Source organism: Arthrobacter sp. StoSoilB22, from assembly GCF_019977315.1.
Taxonomy (GTDB): Bacteria; Actinomycetota; Actinomycetes; order Actinomycetales; family Micrococcaceae; genus Arthrobacter.
Genome location: NZ_AP024652.1, coordinates 1,802,740 through 1,820,995, shown reverse-complemented (window position 1 = coordinate 1,820,995; position 18,256 = coordinate 1,802,740). Strand labels below are relative to the sequence as shown.

Genomic DNA, 18,256 nt, shown 5'->3' with positions numbered 1-18,256 from the left:
GGGGCCTTGTTGCGTATAACTGGTTGCACCGAGTTGCGTATAACTGGCTGCACCGAGGAAAGTCAGCTGTTTGCGCTTATGGAGGTCAGCTGCCTGCACTCAAGAAAAAGTGGCCCGGCCGGATATCCGGCCGGGCCACTTTCCCTTACTCTGCTTGTTTAGTCCAGGTAGTCCCGGAGGACCTGCGAGCGGGACGGGTGCCGCAGCTTGGACATGGTCTTGCTTTCGATCTGGCGGATGCGCTCACGCGTGACACCGTAGACCTTGCCGATTTCGTCTAAAGTCTTCGGCTGGCCGTCGGTCAGGCCAAAGCGCATCGCCACAACTCCGGCCTCGCGCTCGGACAGCGTGTCCAGGACGGAGTGCAGCTGTTCCTGCAGGAGTGTGAAGCTGACGGCGTCAGCGGGAACAACAGCCTCCGAGTCCTCAATGAGGTCACCGAACTCCGAGTCACCGTCTTCACCCAGCGGGGTGTGCAGTGAAATTGGCTCGCGTCCGTACTTCTGGACTTCAACAACCTTCTCAGGGGTCATGTCCAGCTCGAGTGCCAGCTCTTCAGGTGTCGGTTCACGGCCGAGGTCCTGCAGCATTTGGCGCTGTACGCGGGCCAGCTTGTTGATGACTTCCACCATGTGCACCGGAATACGGATGGTGCGGGCCTGGTCTGCCATGGCGCGGGTAATTGCCTGACGGATCCACCAGGTTGCGTACGTGGAGAACTTGAAGCCCTTGGTGTAATCGAACTTCTCCACTGCACGGATAAGGCCCAGGTTGCCTTCCTGAATCAGGTCCAGGAAGAGCATGCCACGGCCGGTATAGCGCTTTGCCAAGGAAACGACGAGGCGCAGGTTGGCTTCGAGCAGGTGGTTCTTGGCGCGCTTGCCGTCGTGGATGACGAATTCAAGCTCACGCTTGAGCTTGGGATCCATGGATCCGTCGTCAGCGTTGATCTTTTCCTCAGCAAAGAGGCCGGCCTCGATCCGAAGCGCGAGATCAACTTCCTGCTCCGCATTCAGCAGCGCGACCTTGCCGATCTGCTTGAGGTAGTCCTTGACGGGGTCGGCTGTAGCGCCGGCCGACATGACCTGCTGGACCGGCGCGTCGTCGTCGTCGGCATCCGAGTAAACGAATCCCGTTCCGGACGGCGCAGCCTTGTCCTTGGTGGCCGTGGCGCCGTCCTCGACGTCGTCGTCTCCGACTTCGACTTCCTCGGCAGCTGCGGGATCAAAGTCTTCATCCTCGCCGCTGGCGTCCTCAGCATCGGAGCCTGAGGACTTGCTCGCGGCCTCAGCGGCGGCCTTCGCACCTGGCTTGGGTCCACGCTTCTTGGGTGCCGGCTTGTCAGAGTCGCCCTCTGAGGCCTTGTTGGCAGCACGTGTCGCTGCGCGCTTTGCCGATGTTGCCGCCTTCTTTTCCTCAGCGGACAGTTCGGCCTGGGCGGCGGGTTCCTTCTCGACGGAAGACGGGGTCACAGAAAACCTTTCTAGCGGCGGTCTGTGGAATCACCATACGGGCAACACCACTATGACCCTGTCAAGTCCGCGATCAATTTCAAATGCGATCGCCGTCTGCAGAGTCTCTATAGAGAACTCCCAACGGCACTGAATTGTTCCCACCAAGGGGACCAATACAGGCATTCGAACGCGGACCCAACCGGGTCTCGGCATCCATTGTCTCACGGTTTTTCGAAACGCACTTCGGATGAATGTCCAAACCCTCTATGCGACCGTGCCCCGGACCCCGCGCCAGGCGGTGCTGGAACTTCGCGCCCACGGGCAAATGGTCCCTTGTCCCAGCAGACTCATGAGTAGTTCGGCAAGACGATAGCCCGGCTGGGCGGCCTCCGCCCCACTGAGGCAGGCGTGGGCAATTGATCCGCGCCCCTTGCACCATGCGATCCAGCCTTGCAGGGTCAGTGCTGCTGCAGGCACTACGCCCGATTCGGCCTCGACGCACAACCCGGCCAACACTTTCTGCAGTGCATCGAGGGCGCTCCAGCACGGCATGGATGGTTGCATCCCAAGCAGGACATCTCCGTAGGTGAAGACGTCTCCGTTGGCATTTCGTTCCGATGAACCCTTGGCAGCAGGGAGAACCGGACCCGCCACTCCCAGTTCCTGAGGGTCGAACGGCGTGTCGCGGCCGTTTATGTCGGTGTCGTTGTCGTCGTAGTTGCCGTCGTCATCGAAGAGACCGAACGCCAACGCGCCGGACTTCGCAGATTCCACGCCTGCAGCCGCCATGACCACCACAGCGTCCCGCCACGCCGGGATCCGCAGCGTTGCCCTGAGGAAGCCCATGATGTGTGCATCGGCGCCGGGCTGCAACGGGTGGCCGGCTTCGACCCGCTTCAACACATTGCGCCACACGGCAAGCACGGCGTCCAGACAATACTCGCTCCTCCATCTACCAAGGATCTGCTTGCCGTAGCGTGACTCAGCGGCCAGCACCAAAGGATCAAGCGCCCCGGGACGGGCGGTCCGGGATTTTCCAGGCTCGCTTCCGGGCGAAGGCCCTATGAAGCTCCCCCTATATACCAGTTCTGTGCTGAGTCTGCTGTTCTTGATCCGATCAACGGACAATCCCGGTACCGGACAACATTCAATGTCCGTGCAGTAGGCGCTTCGCCAGTACTCGGAACCCACCAGCCACGCGTCCCGAACCGATAAGTCAACCTCGTCAAGGCTCACCTGCAACGCTTCGAGCAGGGGAATTGCCTGCCGGACCACCATGCCGTCTTCCCATCCGGAGTCGGTGTAGACAGCCAGCACTACTCCGTTGGCGTCGTCGTCGGCAATCAGGAAGCTGCGGATGTGGTCCGCGAAATCTTTGTTGGCCTGCCGGGATCCCAGGCGTGGCAGGTCCACGCGAAGCGTGGCTCCGAGGACTTTCCCCTGCATGGTGATGGCCACGAGGCTGTCCTCGGGCCAGTAACCCAGCATGTGGGGAATGTAGCCAAGAATATCTTCGGGTTGGTGGATGCTGAGCGTTCTGTTGGAAGTCATGGTTCCACCCTGCTCAACGCCGGCCGGAGGAGACAGCGACCATCGTGCCTATGTGGATAAGCGACACAGGAAACCGGCGAGGGATTGGCCTACTCGTTGTCCTTCGACGCGGGCCGCGCGGCCCGGCGTCGTTCAATCCGTTCCCGGCGCTGCCTGGCGAGGGCAGCCAGCAACGGCTGCACGTGAATACCTTGGGTTGCCATTTGCCGGCGCACCTTCCGCCGCGTCACCAGGATGAGCACCGTACCAAGGCCCAGCAGTACGAACTGAACGCTGAGGGCGATGCGGAACGGCGCGAGACCGTAGAGATCACCGCCGGAAAAACCACTGGCGTACAGAAGGTCAAGCGCAAGGCCGATGAGGTAGATGGCAATGAGCGCCGCAATGAAGCCGCCGACGTTGACAATACCCGTGGCTGTACCGATCCGGTGCGAGGGATTGAAGGTCCGGGCAAAGTCGAATCCGATCATGGATCCGGGCCCGCCCACAGCCAGCACCACCACCAAAAGCACCAGGAGCCACAAGGGCGCGCGGTCGGGAAGAATGAGCACAGCAGCCCAAGCCAGGGCCGTCCCCAGCGCAATGAGCAGGACCATGGCGGATCTACGCATGGGGTGTTTGGAAACGAATCGGCCGAACCCTGGCCCGGCAACTATTGCGGTGGCCACGAACAGCGCCATGAGGCCGGAAACGGTTGCAGCATCCAGTCCCTGGGCGGACAACAGGAAGGGGTACCCCCAGGTCATCGCAAACAGGTTCCCGCTGAACTGAACGGTGAAGTGGCTCCAGAGGCCCAGACGGGTTCCGGGTTGTTTCCAAGCCCGGGACAGGGAGATGCCGGTGGCCCGCAGGCCCTGACCGGCTTCCCGCGGTGGGTGTCCGGGCGGGGCGTCGCGGAGCACCGCCAGGACCAGGACCACTGCCAGCACGGACATCGCTGCCAAAGTGAGGAAAGCCGGGGTCCATCCGGCGGTATGGAGAAGCAGCGCGAACGGCACAACACTGAAGAGCTGACCAAGCTGACCACACATGCCCGTCAGTTGGGTGACCAGTGGAACCTTGGCGGGGGCAAACCACAAAGGGACCAGACGGATCACCGAAATAAAGGTCATCGCGTCCCCTGCCCCCACCAGGACCCGGCCCAGCACGCCCCCGGGAACACTGTCCGCAAAAGCCAGCTGCAGCTGTCCCAAGCCCATGAGCACGGCACCACCGGCAATCATGGCCCGCGAACCAAACCTGTCCACCAGGACGCCCACGGGAATCTGCAATCCGGCGTACACCAGAAGTTGCAGCACCGTGAAAAACGAGATGGCGGAGGCACTGGCGTGGAATCTGTCAGTGGCCTCCAAGCCTGCGACGCCAAACGAGGTTCGCTGCGCCACGGCCACCAGGTAGGCGAATACGCCGATCGTCCAAATCAGCCAGGCACGGGGAGCATTCACCCCACAATTATGCCTGCCGGCGGCTCAAAGCTGATTTATTGAGGCGAGTCTTTACGAGCCAGGTAGGCCTCAACCGCAGCCCCAATGTCTTCAGCGTTGGGGAGCTCATCATTCTCATCAGCCAGCAGCGATCGGCGGACAATGCCTTCGGATTTCTCGTCGTAGCGCGTCTCCAGATTGGCCACTACTGCCTGTACTTCCTCGGAAGCTTCGATCTGTTCGGCGATCTGGCGGCCCACTTCACGGCCGGCTTCCCGGAGCCTGTCCGTCGGCAGCATGAGGGACGTTGCCGCCCCCAGGTATTCCAAACCGGCGACTGCGGCCGGCGGGTACTCAGCTTCGGAAAGGTAATGCGGGACGTGGATAACGTAGCCGGCTACGTTGCGCTCCGCTTCGGTGAGCCGGAGTTCCAGGATGTGCCCAATGGCGGCAGGAACATCTACGGTGGGCTTCCAACTCGATATTCCCTCAATGAGGTCGGGCATGTTGCCGTGGACCGTCACCCCGACAGGCCGCGTGTGCGGAACGGGCATGGGGATGGAATGGATCCAGGTCACCAGGTTGATGTCCAGCTCTTCCACGATTCCGACGACCGCGCGCGAGAAGCGCTCCCACTGCAGGTCGGGCTCGAAGCCGGCAAGCAAGAGGAAGGGTTGGCCGAGACCGTCGTTTAGCTTGTACAGGCCGAGCTTTGGTGCCTGGTAGTCCTGCAGATGGTCTTCCACAAAGCTGATGTGCGGCCGCCGCGAGCGGTAGTCGATGAGTTGGTCGGCGTCGAACATGGCCACCACCTCAGCGTCCAGTTCATCCAGAAGTTCCGCGTTGATCTGCCGAACTACCTGACCGGCATCGGCAAAACCCGTGAATCCCATGACCATATTCAGCCCGCGTAGCTCAGGGCTGTAAAAGGTCTCAATGTTTCGCGCATACAGCGATTCGGGGTCCAGGAGAGAGCCGGATATCCGTTCAAACACGGCGTGTTCCTTTCGCAAAGATATAAAATTCTGGAGCTATTCCATACAACGCTGCACGGTCAACAGGCATTCCTGCCCCCGATGTGCCGCAGCTCTCATTTAATTGCTGTCCGCGGCCTTACAGAGACTACGATCGAAGCGGGCCGACGTCCTGTGCGACGTTGGGCCCGAAGACCAAGGCCGCCGTCGTAGAAGACGTCGGGCGCGTACCGGGGCGGGCCGCCAAACATGTGGCCCCGCCATGCAATGCAGAGAGAAGTGAGGACACATCCTCGTGGTCAAGACTACTGACATCATCCTGGGCATCATCGCCAAGGACCTGAAAAAGTCCCCTAACGACGCACTTGTGATTGGCGTTGCCCAAGGCTCGGACGGACCGGTACTACTGTCCAACCCGCTGAGCGCTAAAGCCGCGGAGTCCGTTGCAGGATCACTGCAGCTTTTGGGGATCACCGGCGCTGCCGATCAGGCACACCGGCTTCCAGGCCTGCCGGAGACGGGCTCAGGGATTCTTGTCCTTGCAGGAGTAGGAAAGCTCTCCGATGACGGCGGCCTGAGCGAAGAAGCCCTGCGACGCGCTGCGGGATCCGCCGTGCGCCAGCTCGCCGGTACCGCTTCGGTGACCTTGGCGTTCCCGACGGCGACACTTGCCGATGTCACGGCTGTCGCCGAAGGAGCTGCCTTGGGTGCGTACTCCTATACGGAGCACCGTTCCAGCAAGGATGGGCTGAAGGCCCCCGTGGCCAAGGCACTGATTTTCACGGATGTCGATGCCAAGTCCGCCCAGCCGGCGCTGGACCGGGCCATTGTACTTGCTCGTGCCGTCAACTCAACCCGCACGTTGGTCAACCAACCGCCGAGCCACCTGTTCCCCGAGTCTTTTGCGGAGTCCGCTAAGGAACTGGCAAAGGGCCTGCCGGTCAAGATCACAGTCTGGGACGAAAAGCGCCTGGAAAAGGAAGGCTTCGGGGGTATTCTCGGCGTTGGCAAGGGCTCCACCCGCCAGCCGCGCCTCGTCAAAGTCGAATACGCCCCCGCGAAGGCCACGAAGAAGATTGCCCTCGTCGGCAAGGGCATCACATTCGACACGGGTGGCATTTCCATCAAGCCTGCCCTCGGCATGGGCGACATGAAGAGCGACATGGCCGGTGCCGCCGTCGTACTTAACGCCGTCCTGGCCATCGCATCGCTCGGGCTTCCCCTCAAGGCGACCGCCTGGCTATGCATCGCGGAGAACATGCCCTCGGGCGCTGCAGCCCGTCCCGCTGACGTGTTCACCATCTACGGCGGCAAGACAGTTGAAGTTCTGAACACGGATGCTGAAGGGCGCCTGGTGATGGCTGACGGCATCGTCGCTGCCAGCCTGGAGAAGCCGGATGCCATCATCGACGTAGCTACCCTTACAGGTGCGCAGCTGATCGCCCTGGGTCTGCGGACTGCAGGCGTCATGGGTTCCGACTCGGTAACTGCTGCCTTGAAGAGTGCCGCGGACCGTGCCGGGGAACTCGTGTGGCCCATGCCCCTGCCTGAGGAGCTTCGCCCCAGCCTGGACTCCCAGGTGGCCGACATTGCGAACATCGGTGAGCGCAACGGCGGCATGATGACAGCAGCGGTCTTCCTCCGCGAATTCGTGGGAAAGAACGACGCCGGCCAGCAGATCCCATGGGCCCACGTGGACATCGCGGGACCGTCGTTCAACAACGGAGCCCCCTACGGTTACACGCCCAAGCAGGGTACCGGATGCACTGTTCGCACCCTGGTTGCCTACGCCGAGGATCTCCTGGCCGCCTCCGCATAGCACCCCTCTGCACCTCCGGATTGCGCGAGCCCCTGCCTGATCCCCGGCGAGGGCCGCGCAACCCCGGAATTATGCGGGGTGTAGCGCTGTGTCACAAGTGAACGTGAGTCTGGACACAAGCGCTCCCCAAAACGCCCGCAGAGGGTGGAGCATGGGTAGGTGGTTCGCTAAGGTGAACTCGATAGTCACAAATGCAAGAGAACTTAGGTGCTGGCATAATCACGGCAGAACAAGTTCCAAAGACCAGATGGCACGCAGTCCCGTGTCATCATTCACGCGAGGGAGCGTTTTAGTGGCCGATCAGGCAACTGCGCAAGAATTCGACATCCTGGTACTCGGTGGCGGCAGCGGCGGCTACGCCACTGCCCTGCGGGCCGTTCAGCTTGGGTTCACCGTTGGCCTTGTGGAAAAGGCAAAGCTCGGCGGAACCTGCCTGCACAACGGTTGCATTCCCACCAAGGCACTCCTGCACTCGGCCGAACTTGCCGACCATGCACGCGATTCCGCCAAGTACGGCGTGAACGTCACGCTCGACAGCATCGACATGTCGGCCGTGAACGCGTACAAGGACGGCATCATTGCCGGTAAGTTCAAGGGCCTCCAGGGACTCATCAAGTCCAAGGGCATCACCGTCATTGAGGGTGAAGGCAAGCTCCAAGGCAACAACACAGTCGTCGTGAACGGCACCTCCTACTCGGGCAAGAACATCGTCCTGGCCACGGGGTCATACTCCCGTTCGCTGCCCGGCCTTGAAATCGGCGGCAAGGTCATCACCTCCGACCAGGCCCTCACCATGGACTACATCCCCAAGAGCGCCATCGTTCTGGGCGGCGGCGTCATCGGAGTCGAATTCGCTTCCGTCTGGAAGTCCTTCGGCGTGGATGTCACCATCATCGAAGGCCTCCCCTCCTTGGTCCCCAACGAGGACGCCTCGATCGTCAAGAACCTTGAGCGTGCTTTCAAGAAGCGCGGCATTAAGTTCACCACCGGCATCTTCTTCCAGGGTGTCGAGCAGAACGACGACGGCGTCAAGGTCACCTTGGTTGACGGCCAGACGTTCGAAGCCGACCTCCTCCTGGTTGCCGTCGGCCGTGGTCCCGTCACCGCCAACCTCGGCTACGAAGAGGCCGGCATCACCATCGACCGCGGCTTCGTCATCACCAACGAACGCCTCCACACTGGCGTCGGCAACATCTACGCCGTTGGCGACATCGTCCCCGGTGTTCAGCTCGCGCACCGTGGCTACCAGCAGGGTATCTTCGTCGCCGAGGAAATCGCCGGCCTGAACCCGGCAATCGTCGAGGACATCAACATCCCCAAGGTCACCTACTGCGAGCCCGAAATTGCCACAGTCGGTTACACCGAGAAGGCCGCCAAGGAAAAGTTCGGCGACGACCAGGTCCAGACCCAGGAATACAACCTGGCCGGCAACGGCAAGAGCTCCATCCTCGGGACCGGCGGCATCGTCAAGCTCGTACGCCAGAAAGATGGCCCCGTTGTGGGCATCCACATGATCGGCTCCCGCATGGGCGAGCAGATCGGTGAAGCCCAGCTGATCGTGAACTGGGAAGCCTACCCGGAGGACGTGGCACAGTTGGTCCACGCCCACCCCACCCAGAACGAAAGCCTGGGCGAAGCCCACCTTGCCCTCGCGGGCAAAGCTCTCCACGGCTAAGTCTTACCAAGACCCGCGGGTCAGGTGCATGCAGCGCAATATGCCGCATGCACCTGACCCGGACCAGCAGAATTCATCCGCACAAAGATCAATAAGGAGAACGGGGACGACATGTCTGAATCCGTTAACTTGCCCGCCCTCGGTGAGAGTGTCACCGAAGGAACCGTCACCCGCTGGCTCAAGCAGGTTGGTGACCGGGTGGAGATCGACGAGCCGTTGCTCGAGGTTTCAACCGACAAAGTAGACACCGAAATCCCTTCTCCGATCTCTGGCGTCATCGAAGAAATCCTCGTCGCTGAAGACGAGACGGCCGAAGTAGGCGCCCCCTTGGTCCGCATCGGCGACGGCTCCGGTTCGGCCGCTCCTGCAGCCGAGGCTGCACCGGCTGAGGAAGCCCCGGCTGAGCAGGCTGCACCGGCAGAAGAAGCTCCCGCCGCTCCTGCCGCTGAAGAGGCCCCGGCCGCTGAAGCCCCCGCGGCTTCCGGCGAAGGCCACGAAGTCACCCTCCCCGCATTGGGCGAGAGTGTCACCGAAGGTACCGTCACCCGTTGGCTGAAGGCCGTAGGCGACACCGTTGAGGTGGACGAGCCCCTCCTCGAGGTTTCCACCGACAAGGTAGACACCGAGATCCCGTCCCCCGTTGCCGGCACCCTGCAGGAAATCCGCGTCAGCGAGGATGAGACAGCAGAGGTTGGCTCCGTCCTTGCCGTCATCGGCTCCGGCGCTGCCCCCGCTTCGGCTCCCGCACCGTCTGCCGCGCCCGCCGCTGAGGCCCCGGCTGCACCCGCAGCCGCCCCGGCACCCGCAGCACCCGCTGCCGCCCCGGCACCCGCAGCACCCGCTGCCGCCCCGGCACCCGCAGCACCTGCCGCTGCTCCGGCGGCACCCGCAGCCGCCCCGGCACCGGCAGCCCCTGCCGCTGCATCTGCTCAGGCTGCTCCGGCAGAAGGTTCTTCGGAATCCGGTTACGTCACTCCGCTGGTTCGCAAGCTTGCCAACCAGCACGGTGTAGACATCGCATCGGTCTCCGGCACCGGCGTCGGTGGCCGCATCCGCAAGCAGGACGTCCTGGCTGCCGCCGAAGCGAAGCAAGCAGCCGCAGCTCCCGCTGCAGCTGCCCCCGCTGCAGCTCCGGCCGCGAAGGCCGCTGCCCCCGTGGTTGCCTCCTCCCTGCGAGGCACCACTGAGAAGGCCCCGCGTATCCGCCAGGTTATTGCCCGCCGCATGCGCGAGTCCCTTGAGGTCTCCACTCAGCTGACCCAGGTGCACGAGGTCGATATGACCAAGATCGCCAAGCTCCGGCTCAAGGCCAAGAACTCCTTCCAGGCCCAGAATGGCGTCAAGCTGACGTTCCTGCCCTTCATCGCCAAGGCAGTGGCCGAGGCCCTGAAGCAGCACCCGAAGCTGAACGCTGCTTACGATGAGTCCAAGCAGGAAATCACCTACCACAACGCCGAGCACCTGGCGATCGCCGTGGACACAGACAAGGGCCTTTTGGTTCCCGTCATTTCCGACGCCGGTAACCTCAACCTTGCCGGCCTGGCCAGCAAGATCGCCGACGTCGCAGGCCGTACCCGCGACGGCAAGATCGGCCCGGACGAGCTCTCCGGTGGCACCTTCAGCATCACTAACATCGGTTCCGTTGGTGCACTGTTTGATACCCCCATCATCAACCAGCCACAGGTAGGCATCCTCGGAACCGGCGCGATCGTCAAGCGCGCCGTCGTGGTTGCCGACGAAAACGGCGACGACTCCATCGCCATCCGCTCCATGATGTACCTGTCCCTCACGTACGACCACCGCCTGGTGGACGGTGCGGATGCCGGACGCTTCCTGCAGACCCTCAAGGCCCGCCTTGAAGACGGTGCTTTCGAAGCAGACCTCGGCCTCTAAGACCGTGCTGAACTAAGCAGCGTTTGTAAGAATCAGAAGGGCGGGTTACCGGGACAACCGGTAACCTGCCCTTCTGCTTTCGATGCACCTGACGGCGTCCGCGTGGCTTTGCTACGGGACGTAGAACCAACTGGATAAGCTGGGGCCATGAGTATTCTCTTCAGCATTCTGGTGTTCTTGCACATCGTCGGCGCGGCCATGATCGTGGGCTACTGGATCGCCACTCTCAAGACCCCCACCGTCCACCCGCGCCAGCGTGACGGCGCCTTCCTTCAGCTGCTCACGGGCATCGCCATGATGGGTGTGATTCCCCTGCTGCCGGACGCCGACCCCAGCTACTTCAAGCTTGGCATCAAGTTTGCCATCGGCGTTGCCGTCGCCGTCCTCGCCGTCATAGGAGCCCGCAAGGTCAAGAACGGCGAGCCTGTGTCCACCGGACTGGCACATGGCGTAGGCGGTTTGGCCCTAATCAACATCGCCATCGCCACCCTCTGGAACTAGGCCCGGGCTACACAAAACTTCCGGGGCCCCTGTGCCGGCCGGACTGTGTCAGTTGTTAGGTATCCATGACGCCAGTCCGGGGGTCACAATCCACCGTCAGCAGAATGCCCGTGCGGTCCGGCGGGCAAATCCATAGGATTGATCCCGGTGGCACCTGCCAAAGGCTGGTTGCCGACTCACAACGATCCCAAGGAGTGGACATGGCAGCAACACGCACCGCACACACGGTTTGGAACGGAACCCTGATCGAGGGCGCCGGCAACACAACTCTGGATAGCTCGGGTCTGGGCACGTTCGATGTCACTTGGAAGGCGCGCACCGAGCAGTCCGGCGGCAAGACGAGTCCCGAAGAGCTGATTGCCGCTGCCCACTCCGCATGCTTCTCCATGGCCTTCAGCCACGCTTTGGCCGGCGAAGGTTTCACCGCAGAGGAAGTGAACACCAAGGCTGACGTCACGTTTGTTCCCGGCACCGGCATCACGGGAAGCCACTTGACCATGACCGCAAAGGTTCCCGGCCTCTCCGAGGAAGACTTCCGTCGCATCTCCGAAGACGCGAAGACCGGCTGCCCCGTTTCCGGCGCTCTGGCCAGCATCGAGATCACCTTGGATGCCACCCTCACGGCGTAGCACCGAACAGCATCGCGCGAAAACCAGGAAGAGCCCCGTCGCTCCCCCTCAGGGAAGCGGCGGGGCTCTTCTGCGCCTGGTTGCCTATCAGCCCTTCCGGGGACGTGACGGCAGCGGTGCCGGCCGGAGCTTTCGGTAGCCCTCACGCAACGGAGGACGGTCGGTGGGCAGTTCCTGGATCATTTCCTTAAGTGCACCGATTCCGTATTCCAACTGGGGATCCGTCCCGGCCGCATACGCATGCGGCGGGAACAGTACCTCAATGTCCGGCTCCACACCACGGTTTTCGACGTCCCAACCGATCCCGCCACTGAACCACGTGGCGTATCTTGGCTGGGTAACACCGGTTCCATCGGCGAGTGAGAAGCGGTTGTCGATGCCCACCACGCCACCCCACGTCCGCGTACCAATGACGGGGCCTATGCCCCGCAGCTTGGATACTTGGGTGATGATGTCACCGTCGGATCCGGCAAATTCATCGGCGAGGATGATCACGGGTCCGCGCGGCGCATGGTGCGGGTAGGTCCGAGGCTTTTCACCGCGCGGCATACTCCACCCCGTGACCTTGCGCCCGATCAGTTCGGCTACCAGCTGGGAAGTGTGTCCTCCGCGGTTACGCCGCACATCCACAATGAGGCCGTCCAAGGCCGTCTCCGTGTCGAGATCGCGGTGGAGCTGCGCCCAGCCGTTGGCCATCATGTCCGGGACATGCAGGTAGCCGAATGTTCCGTCCGAGGCCTCACGGACTGTACGCCGGTTGGCCCTGACCCAATCCTGGTATCGCAGCCGCTCCTCATCACGGACGGGAACCACTGCAACGCGTCGCTGGGCACCGGCAGCTCCTCCATGGCCATCACCATTGAGGAGCGTCAGCTCAACAGTCCTACCCGCCGAACCCACCAACTGCATCGCCGGGGTTAGGGCCGCCGAAAGCTCGACGCCGTCAATCGCCATAAGGACGTCGCCCACCTTGGCATCCACCCCGGGACGAGTCAGGGGGGAGGTGGCCAGCGGGTCGGAGGACTCTCCGGCGAGGATCCTGGTGATTTCCCACCCCTTGGCACCGAGTTGGAACTCTGCTCCAAGCCTGCCCTGGCCGTTTCGCCCGGGCTCAGTGACAGCCGTCGGTTTGACGTAGGCATGTGATGTGCCCAGCTCACCATGAATCTCCCACAGAAGGTCCACCAGGTCATCGTGGGATCCGAGCCTGTCCACGATCGGACGGTAGCGCTTGTACACGGAGTCCCAATCCTGGCCCGCCATGTCGGCGGTCCAGAAGAAGTCCCTTTGCAGCCGCCAGGCCTCGTCGAACGCCTGTCCCCACGCCGCCACCGGGTCTATGATGGCCCGAACCCTGTTGAGCTCCACCTTGACAAGATCGGCAGAGTCCTCTTCCACCTTGTTCTCAGCAGGAACGGACGTAACCTGCTTGTCCAGCACGTAAACGATCCGGCTCAGGTCACCCGACAGCCGGTAGCTGTCCACTGCCTTGACGAGCGTGACCGGCTTGCGCTTGGCGAGGTCGTAACGGACCAGGGACGGCGCCGACTTTTTGTCTTGGAGGGTTCCCCGCCCATCGCCCATGACTCCCGAAAGTTCGGTGTCGAGCCACAACAGGGCACCCTCGCCAACACCCAGCTCGGAGTAGTTCCCTTGAGGTACCGGCACAGCAATCACTCTGTGGGCGAGCCCGTCCGGGTCCACGCGCACGGCGGCAGCTTCGCCGTCGTCGGTCTTGTCCTTATCGGACGGGACCGCGGTAGCCGAGGCATCCTCAAGCGTGTCTACGGAAGGGCCAAAGGGCGACGGCGTATCCGCGGCCAAAGCCACCATATACGGCTTGATGGGACTCGGGAAGGAGAGGTCGAAGGAGTGACCGTCGTACACGGGGTCGAAGCTCCTGTTGGACAGGAATGCCAGGAACTTTCCGTCCGGGGTGAACCTGGGAGACTCGTCGCGGAAGCGCCCGTCCGTGACATCGATGATGCCTGCACCAGGCTCTGCCGGCCGGGCAATCCGGAGCTTGCTCCGCGAACCGAAGGACGTCACCGGCTCGGACCAGGCAAGCCACTGGGAGTCGCTGGACCACGAGAATTGATCAATGCTGCCTTCACCAACGCTGACAAGCCGCACCAATGTTCCTGCAGCGGTATCGGCAATAAAGACGTCGCCGAAGGACGTGCCGACAGCTATCCAGCGTCCATCCGGGCTGGCTTCCAGCGCGCTCGTCCGCGTAGGGGCAGGGAATTCAACCCGAAGATCCGCAGAGTCTTCCGATGCCACGGGAGCCTCGTTGGCCGCGGTACCGCCCGCGGTGTCCGGGGATGGTACAACGTTGCTTGCCTCAGCCGTTCCGGAGTGTGTTTGCTCGGCCGATGCCTGTGCGGGCTGCTTCACCGCCTGGGCGTTTGCGTGCCCCAACACATTGGATGCGGCAACGGGCTTTGGCAGAGGTGCTGACTCTTCTGCAGCAGGGGCGGCTTGTTCGGTAGTGGGTGCGGGAACCTCCACCACAGCAGCCAGGCGGGCGGCGATGCGCTTGATGTACAACGCTTCCACTCCCCCGTGGTCTGCGACGTACGCTATCCGTCCATCCGTAAGAGGCCGGGGAAGCCGGGCGCGGACTCCCGGGGTTGCCTCAACTACCCGCGAGGGTCCGTCCTTGTGACGAAGCCAGTGGATGGTGCCGTGCGATTCCACGGCGCTGGCAGTTCCGGTGAAGTTGGGGAAGACGTCCCCCAAGTGGGCGGAAGTCTTCAGCGGCGCGGGGCGGCGACCCGGTGATGCCGAGCCAAGGGTGACGTCCACTTTGACGGGCTCTGCTTCTGCAGCCAACGACGGCAACATCCAAAGCTCGCCTGCCGATTCAAAGACCACCCTGGTGCCATCCGTGCTGGCGTGCCGAACGTAGAAGTCCTCATGGTCCGTGTGGCGGCGCAGGTCGGAACCATCCGGAAGCACCGAGTAGAGGTTTCCATATCCCTCGTGGTCCGAAAGAAACGCAATCCGCCCTTGAATCCACAGGGGGTCGGTGAGGTTCCCGTCGAGCTCCTTCACCAACCGCTCAAACTCGCCGTTACCGTCAGCGTCGATCCAGAGCTTCCCGGCTGTGCCACCACGGTAGCGCTTCCACCAAGCGGGCTCGCGTGAAAGCACGCTTGCCAGGACAACAGGCTTCTCGTCACCAATTTCGGGTCCGAAGGCAACAGCCTCCACCGGGCCGAAAGGAAGCTCGACGGCGGCGCCGCCGTCCAGCGGGAGGCTGTAAGCGTGCGTGTGGCGGCTTTCGGCCTGTTGGAAGGCGCTCGTCACCACCACATTCCCTGCCGGTGTGAATCCCTTAACCTTCGTAGTGCTGTGCCCGAAGTACGACAACTGCCTGTACCCGCCGCCGTCGACGTTTGCGGTGACCACCTCCGGTGACGTACCCACAACAGTGGTCCACACCAGCTTCTTGCCGTCCGGAGTAAACCTGGGGTTCCTGGCTGGCAGTTGCTGGGAGGAAATCCGCCAGGCGCGGCCGCCTGAAAGGGGTGCGATCCAGATGTCGTCTTCGGCCACGAAGGTGACCAGATCGCCGTGCACATGCGGGAAACGGAGGTAGCTGGAGGAGGTCATTGTTCGATCATAGTCAAGAGGCATCACTGAACTGCGGCATCCACCGCCGTTTCCACCACAAGCGTTCGCCATGGTGAGATGGGTCATGAGAATCGTGATGTCCGGAGCTTCGGGAATGATCGGGTCGGCCCTGGCCGAGCAGTTGACCGCTGAAGGCAACGAGGTAGTACGGCTGGTGCGGCGCCCAGCCGAAACGGCACGTGAATGGGCGTGGGACCCGGACAAGGGCGAACTTGATGAGTCTGTCCTGGAGGGAGCCGATGCCGTAGTCAACCTATCGGGCGCCGGCATCGGAGACCGCCCGTGGACAAAACGCCGGATTCAGGTCCTCACCGAATCCCGCCTCCGACCAACACAGACACTGACCGCGGCAATGCGGCGGCTCAGCAACCCCCCTTCCACCTTTGTCAGCCAATCAGCGTCCGGCTATTACGGCGCCTCACGCGAAGGGGTGCTGCGGGAAGATTCAGGCCAGGGTACCGGCGTGCTGGGGCATCTTTCCTTTGAATGGGAGCGAATGGCAAGAACAGCACCATCCGGGGTGCGCGTGGTAACCCCCCGGACCGGCGTGGTGCTGAGTACCTCCGGTGGCGCGCTCGGGCCGCTGCTTCCCTTGCTGAAACTTGGGCTGGGAGGACCGTTCGGCAATGGCCGCCAGTACTGGCCATGGATCACATTGGCCGACGAAGCCCGCGCCCTCGCCTACCTCCTTACCGCAAACCTTGAGGGACCGGTGAACGTCTGCGCCCCGGAGAGTGCTGACGTTAACACGATCGTTGCTGAACTCGCCAAGGCCTTTCACAGGCCAGCTTTCCTGCGCGTTCCCCGACCAGCCCTGAAACTGGTTCTGGGAGGGCTGGCAGACGAACTCGTCATGGCCAACCAGCGAATGGAGCCGTCGCGGCTGCAGGAAGCCGGCTTCCATTGGTTGCATCCGACCCTCCCCGATGCCATGGAATGGCTGAAGCAGCAAGAGGCCCGCTGACACGGGCCCCTGGCATGTTCGGGCGATCATCCAGTGGTTGGCATCACTTAGCGGGCGCGGCGCTCAGGATTCCCGAAATCTGCCAGCGCCCGCCTGTTCGAACCATGTCCAGCCGGAGTTGCTGCGGCGCCCCTGGGCCCTCGGTCCTGACAATCTCTCCCGAGACCAGGCGTTCCTCATATCCTGAGGTCATGGCCGTTACCGCCACCAGCACACGATCTCCCTGCGGGGGTCCGTCCAGGGTCAGGGCTGTCAGCGTTGTGTGGAGACCGGCAAACGCCGTCCCGGCGCCCCGAAGATAATCTTCCAACTGCTGATCGGCGGCCTCAGCCTGCGAACCTGGCGCGTTCACGGCCTCCAAAAGGTCCAGGCGCCGGTCTCCCAAGGCAATGTCGCGCAGGGCCGACAACGCCGGCACGGCGATCAGGGGGTCCTGGGATTGAAGCCCTTCCGAGAGCGCCTGCGGAAGATCCTGGCGGTTCCGAGAATCTCCGGCATGGCTGGGATCGGCAACGCCGGTTTCGGCCGCTGCTTGGTGGACGATCGCCGTCGTCGGTCCAAACTGCTGCCAGGTGATCCATGAAGCGACAGCAATAAACGCCACCATCGCCGTCACGAGCAGCGGCCGGCCGCCACCTTCACGGCCGGGGCGGCTCAGTGGGTTGCGCGCGCGGTGTGGCACAGGAAGCGCCACGCCGTGCACGAACGGCAGCCATCTCCACAACGCCTGCCACCAGCGGGTGGCCCGGCGGGGCGAACGCCCCATGGCCTCGCGTCTGGTCAGCAATTCAGGAATGACGGAGGCATGCACGGCGCCGGAGAGATCGAGCGACTCGGGAGCAGCACTTCTGAAGATTGCCGTGCCAAGTTCCCTGGCCGAGGGGCGATTTTGTGGGTTAGGGTCCAGGGCGGCCTCTAAAGCCGCCGCCATTGCCTTGGGCACCTCGGGCACCAGAAGGGACAAAGGCGGACGATCCTGTTCCGGGCCAGGCGTTGTCCCCGTCAGGCAGTACCAGCCCACCGCTCCCAGCGAATAGACGTCGCGTTGGGGCTGGAGATTGTTCCGGGAAAGACCGCCGTTCGCGGACACTGGGGCCGGTGGTTCCATGAAGCCGGGCGTTCCGACACTTGGCCCCTGTGGAGTGTCGCCCACCATGGCGGCAACGCCAAGATCAGCCAGCAGCGGCATCCCTTCCGCAGTCAACAGGACGTTGCCCGGTGACACATCTCCATGTTCGGTGCCGTTGACGTGCAAGTATTCCAATGCCTGGGCAAGGGGCGTCAGGATCGTCACGGCTTCTCCGATCCTGAGCTTTCCCCTTGCTGATATCAGGTTGCCCAGCGAGCCTCCCGCTGCGTAGTCCATGACGATCCCCAGCGTCCCCTCGCCAACCGCACCCACGTGGAGGACCTCGTGGACACCGATGAGGTGCTTGTGCTTGAGGCCGGAGAGGAGCCTCATCTCGCGGACCAGGTCCCGGGAAACCTTGGCCAATGCCTTTGAACCACCACCGGAGGCATCAGGCGTGGCGCACTTGACCGCAAACCGCGCACCGTCCTTATCCCTCGTGACCAGCCAAACGGTGGCGCTGCTGCCGCGGCCCAGCGGGCGGGATATCGAATAGCCAGGAACGTGGGGAGCCACGGCCCCGGGAGCGTCAAGAGTTTCCATAGACAAGGTGTACCGGACCTCAGGAATTTCCGCAGAAGTTATCCACAGGCACTGACATTGC

At 62.8% G+C, this 18,256-nt stretch carries 12 protein-coding genes; 6 read left to right on the top strand and 6 right to left on the bottom strand.

Annotated features, from left to right (window positions below):
- Positions 1 to 158 precede the first annotated feature (158 nt).
- The 4 genes from LDN70_RS08570 to LDN70_RS08555 form a co-directional block, all read right to left on the bottom strand.
- Positions 159 to 1,472, bottom strand: coding sequence for an RNA polymerase sigma factor (locus tag LDN70_RS08570; protein WP_142939490.1), 1,314 nt, complete (start codon positions 1,470 to 1,472; stop codon positions 159 to 161).
- A 246-nt stretch (positions 1,473 to 1,718) separates the two neighbouring features.
- Complete coding sequence (locus LDN70_RS08565) at positions 1,719 to 3,005, bottom strand: DUF4192 domain-containing protein (protein WP_223942305.1); 1,287 nt, start codon at positions 3,003 to 3,005, stop codon at positions 1,719 to 1,721.
- Between the two features lie 89 nt (positions 3,006 to 3,094).
- The gene (locus LDN70_RS08560) at positions 3,095 to 4,450 is read right to left on the bottom strand and encodes an MFS transporter (protein WP_223942304.1); all 1,356 of its coding nucleotides are present in this window, start codon (positions 4,448 to 4,450) and stop codon (positions 3,095 to 3,097) included.
- A 35-nt stretch (positions 4,451 to 4,485) separates the two neighbouring features.
- Positions 4,486 to 5,424 (bottom strand): proteasome assembly chaperone family protein, encoded by a 939-nt coding sequence (locus LDN70_RS08555; RefSeq protein ID WP_166842758.1) that lies wholly within the window; start codon positions 5,422 to 5,424, stop codon positions 4,486 to 4,488.
- Between the two features lie 274 nt (positions 5,425 to 5,698).
- Here LDN70_RS08555 and LDN70_RS08550 point away from each other — a divergent pair, with 274 nt between their 5' ends.
- The 5 genes from LDN70_RS08550 to LDN70_RS08530 all read left to right on the top strand — a co-directional run bounded on the left by LDN70_RS08550 (position 5,699) and on the right by LDN70_RS08530 (position 11,920).
- Positions 5,699 to 7,222, top strand: a complete 1,524-nt coding sequence (locus LDN70_RS08550) for a leucyl aminopeptidase (RefSeq protein ID WP_223942303.1) — start codon at positions 5,699 to 5,701, stop codon at positions 7,220 to 7,222.
- A 292-nt stretch (positions 7,223 to 7,514) separates the two neighbouring features.
- Entirely contained in the window at positions 7,515 to 8,897 is a 1,383-nt protein-coding gene (gene lpdA, locus LDN70_RS08545) for a dihydrolipoyl dehydrogenase (protein WP_166842756.1), read from the top strand.
- Positions 8,898 to 9,008: 111 nt separating this feature from the next.
- Complete coding sequence (gene sucB, locus LDN70_RS08540; protein ID WP_223942302.1) at positions 9,009 to 10,790, top strand: 2-oxoglutarate dehydrogenase, E2 component, dihydrolipoamide succinyltransferase; 1,782 nt, start codon at positions 9,009 to 9,011, stop codon at positions 10,788 to 10,790.
- Between the two features lie 147 nt (positions 10,791 to 10,937).
- Entirely contained in the window at positions 10,938 to 11,291 is a 354-nt protein-coding gene (locus tag LDN70_RS08535; protein WP_142939497.1) for a hypothetical protein, read from the top strand.
- 200 nt (positions 11,292 to 11,491) lie between these two features.
- On the top strand, positions 11,492 to 11,920 hold the full coding sequence (locus tag LDN70_RS08530) for an OsmC family protein (protein ID WP_142939498.1): 429 nt from the start codon (positions 11,492 to 11,494) through the stop codon (positions 11,918 to 11,920).
- An 87-nt stretch (positions 11,921 to 12,007) separates the two neighbouring features.
- Here the strand turns inward: LDN70_RS08530 and LDN70_RS08525 are convergent, their stop codons facing one another.
- Positions 12,008 to 15,538: a S41 family peptidase gene (locus tag LDN70_RS08525; protein ID WP_223942301.1), complete on the bottom strand. Its 3,531-nt coding sequence runs from the start codon at positions 15,536 to 15,538 to the stop codon at positions 12,008 to 12,010.
- A gap of 85 nt (positions 15,539 to 15,623) precedes the next feature.
- Between LDN70_RS08525 and LDN70_RS08520 the strand changes: the two genes are divergently transcribed.
- Positions 15,624 to 16,523 (top strand): TIGR01777 family oxidoreductase, encoded by a 900-nt coding sequence (locus tag LDN70_RS08520; protein ID WP_223942300.1) that lies wholly within the window; start codon positions 15,624 to 15,626, stop codon positions 16,521 to 16,523.
- 43 nt (positions 16,524 to 16,566) lie between these two features.
- Here LDN70_RS08520 and LDN70_RS08515 read toward each other — a convergent pair whose 3' ends face one another.
- Entirely contained in the window at positions 16,567 to 18,195 is a 1,629-nt protein-coding gene (locus LDN70_RS08515; protein WP_223942299.1) for a serine/threonine-protein kinase, read from the bottom strand.
- Between the last annotated feature and the right edge of the window lie 61 nt (positions 18,196 to 18,256).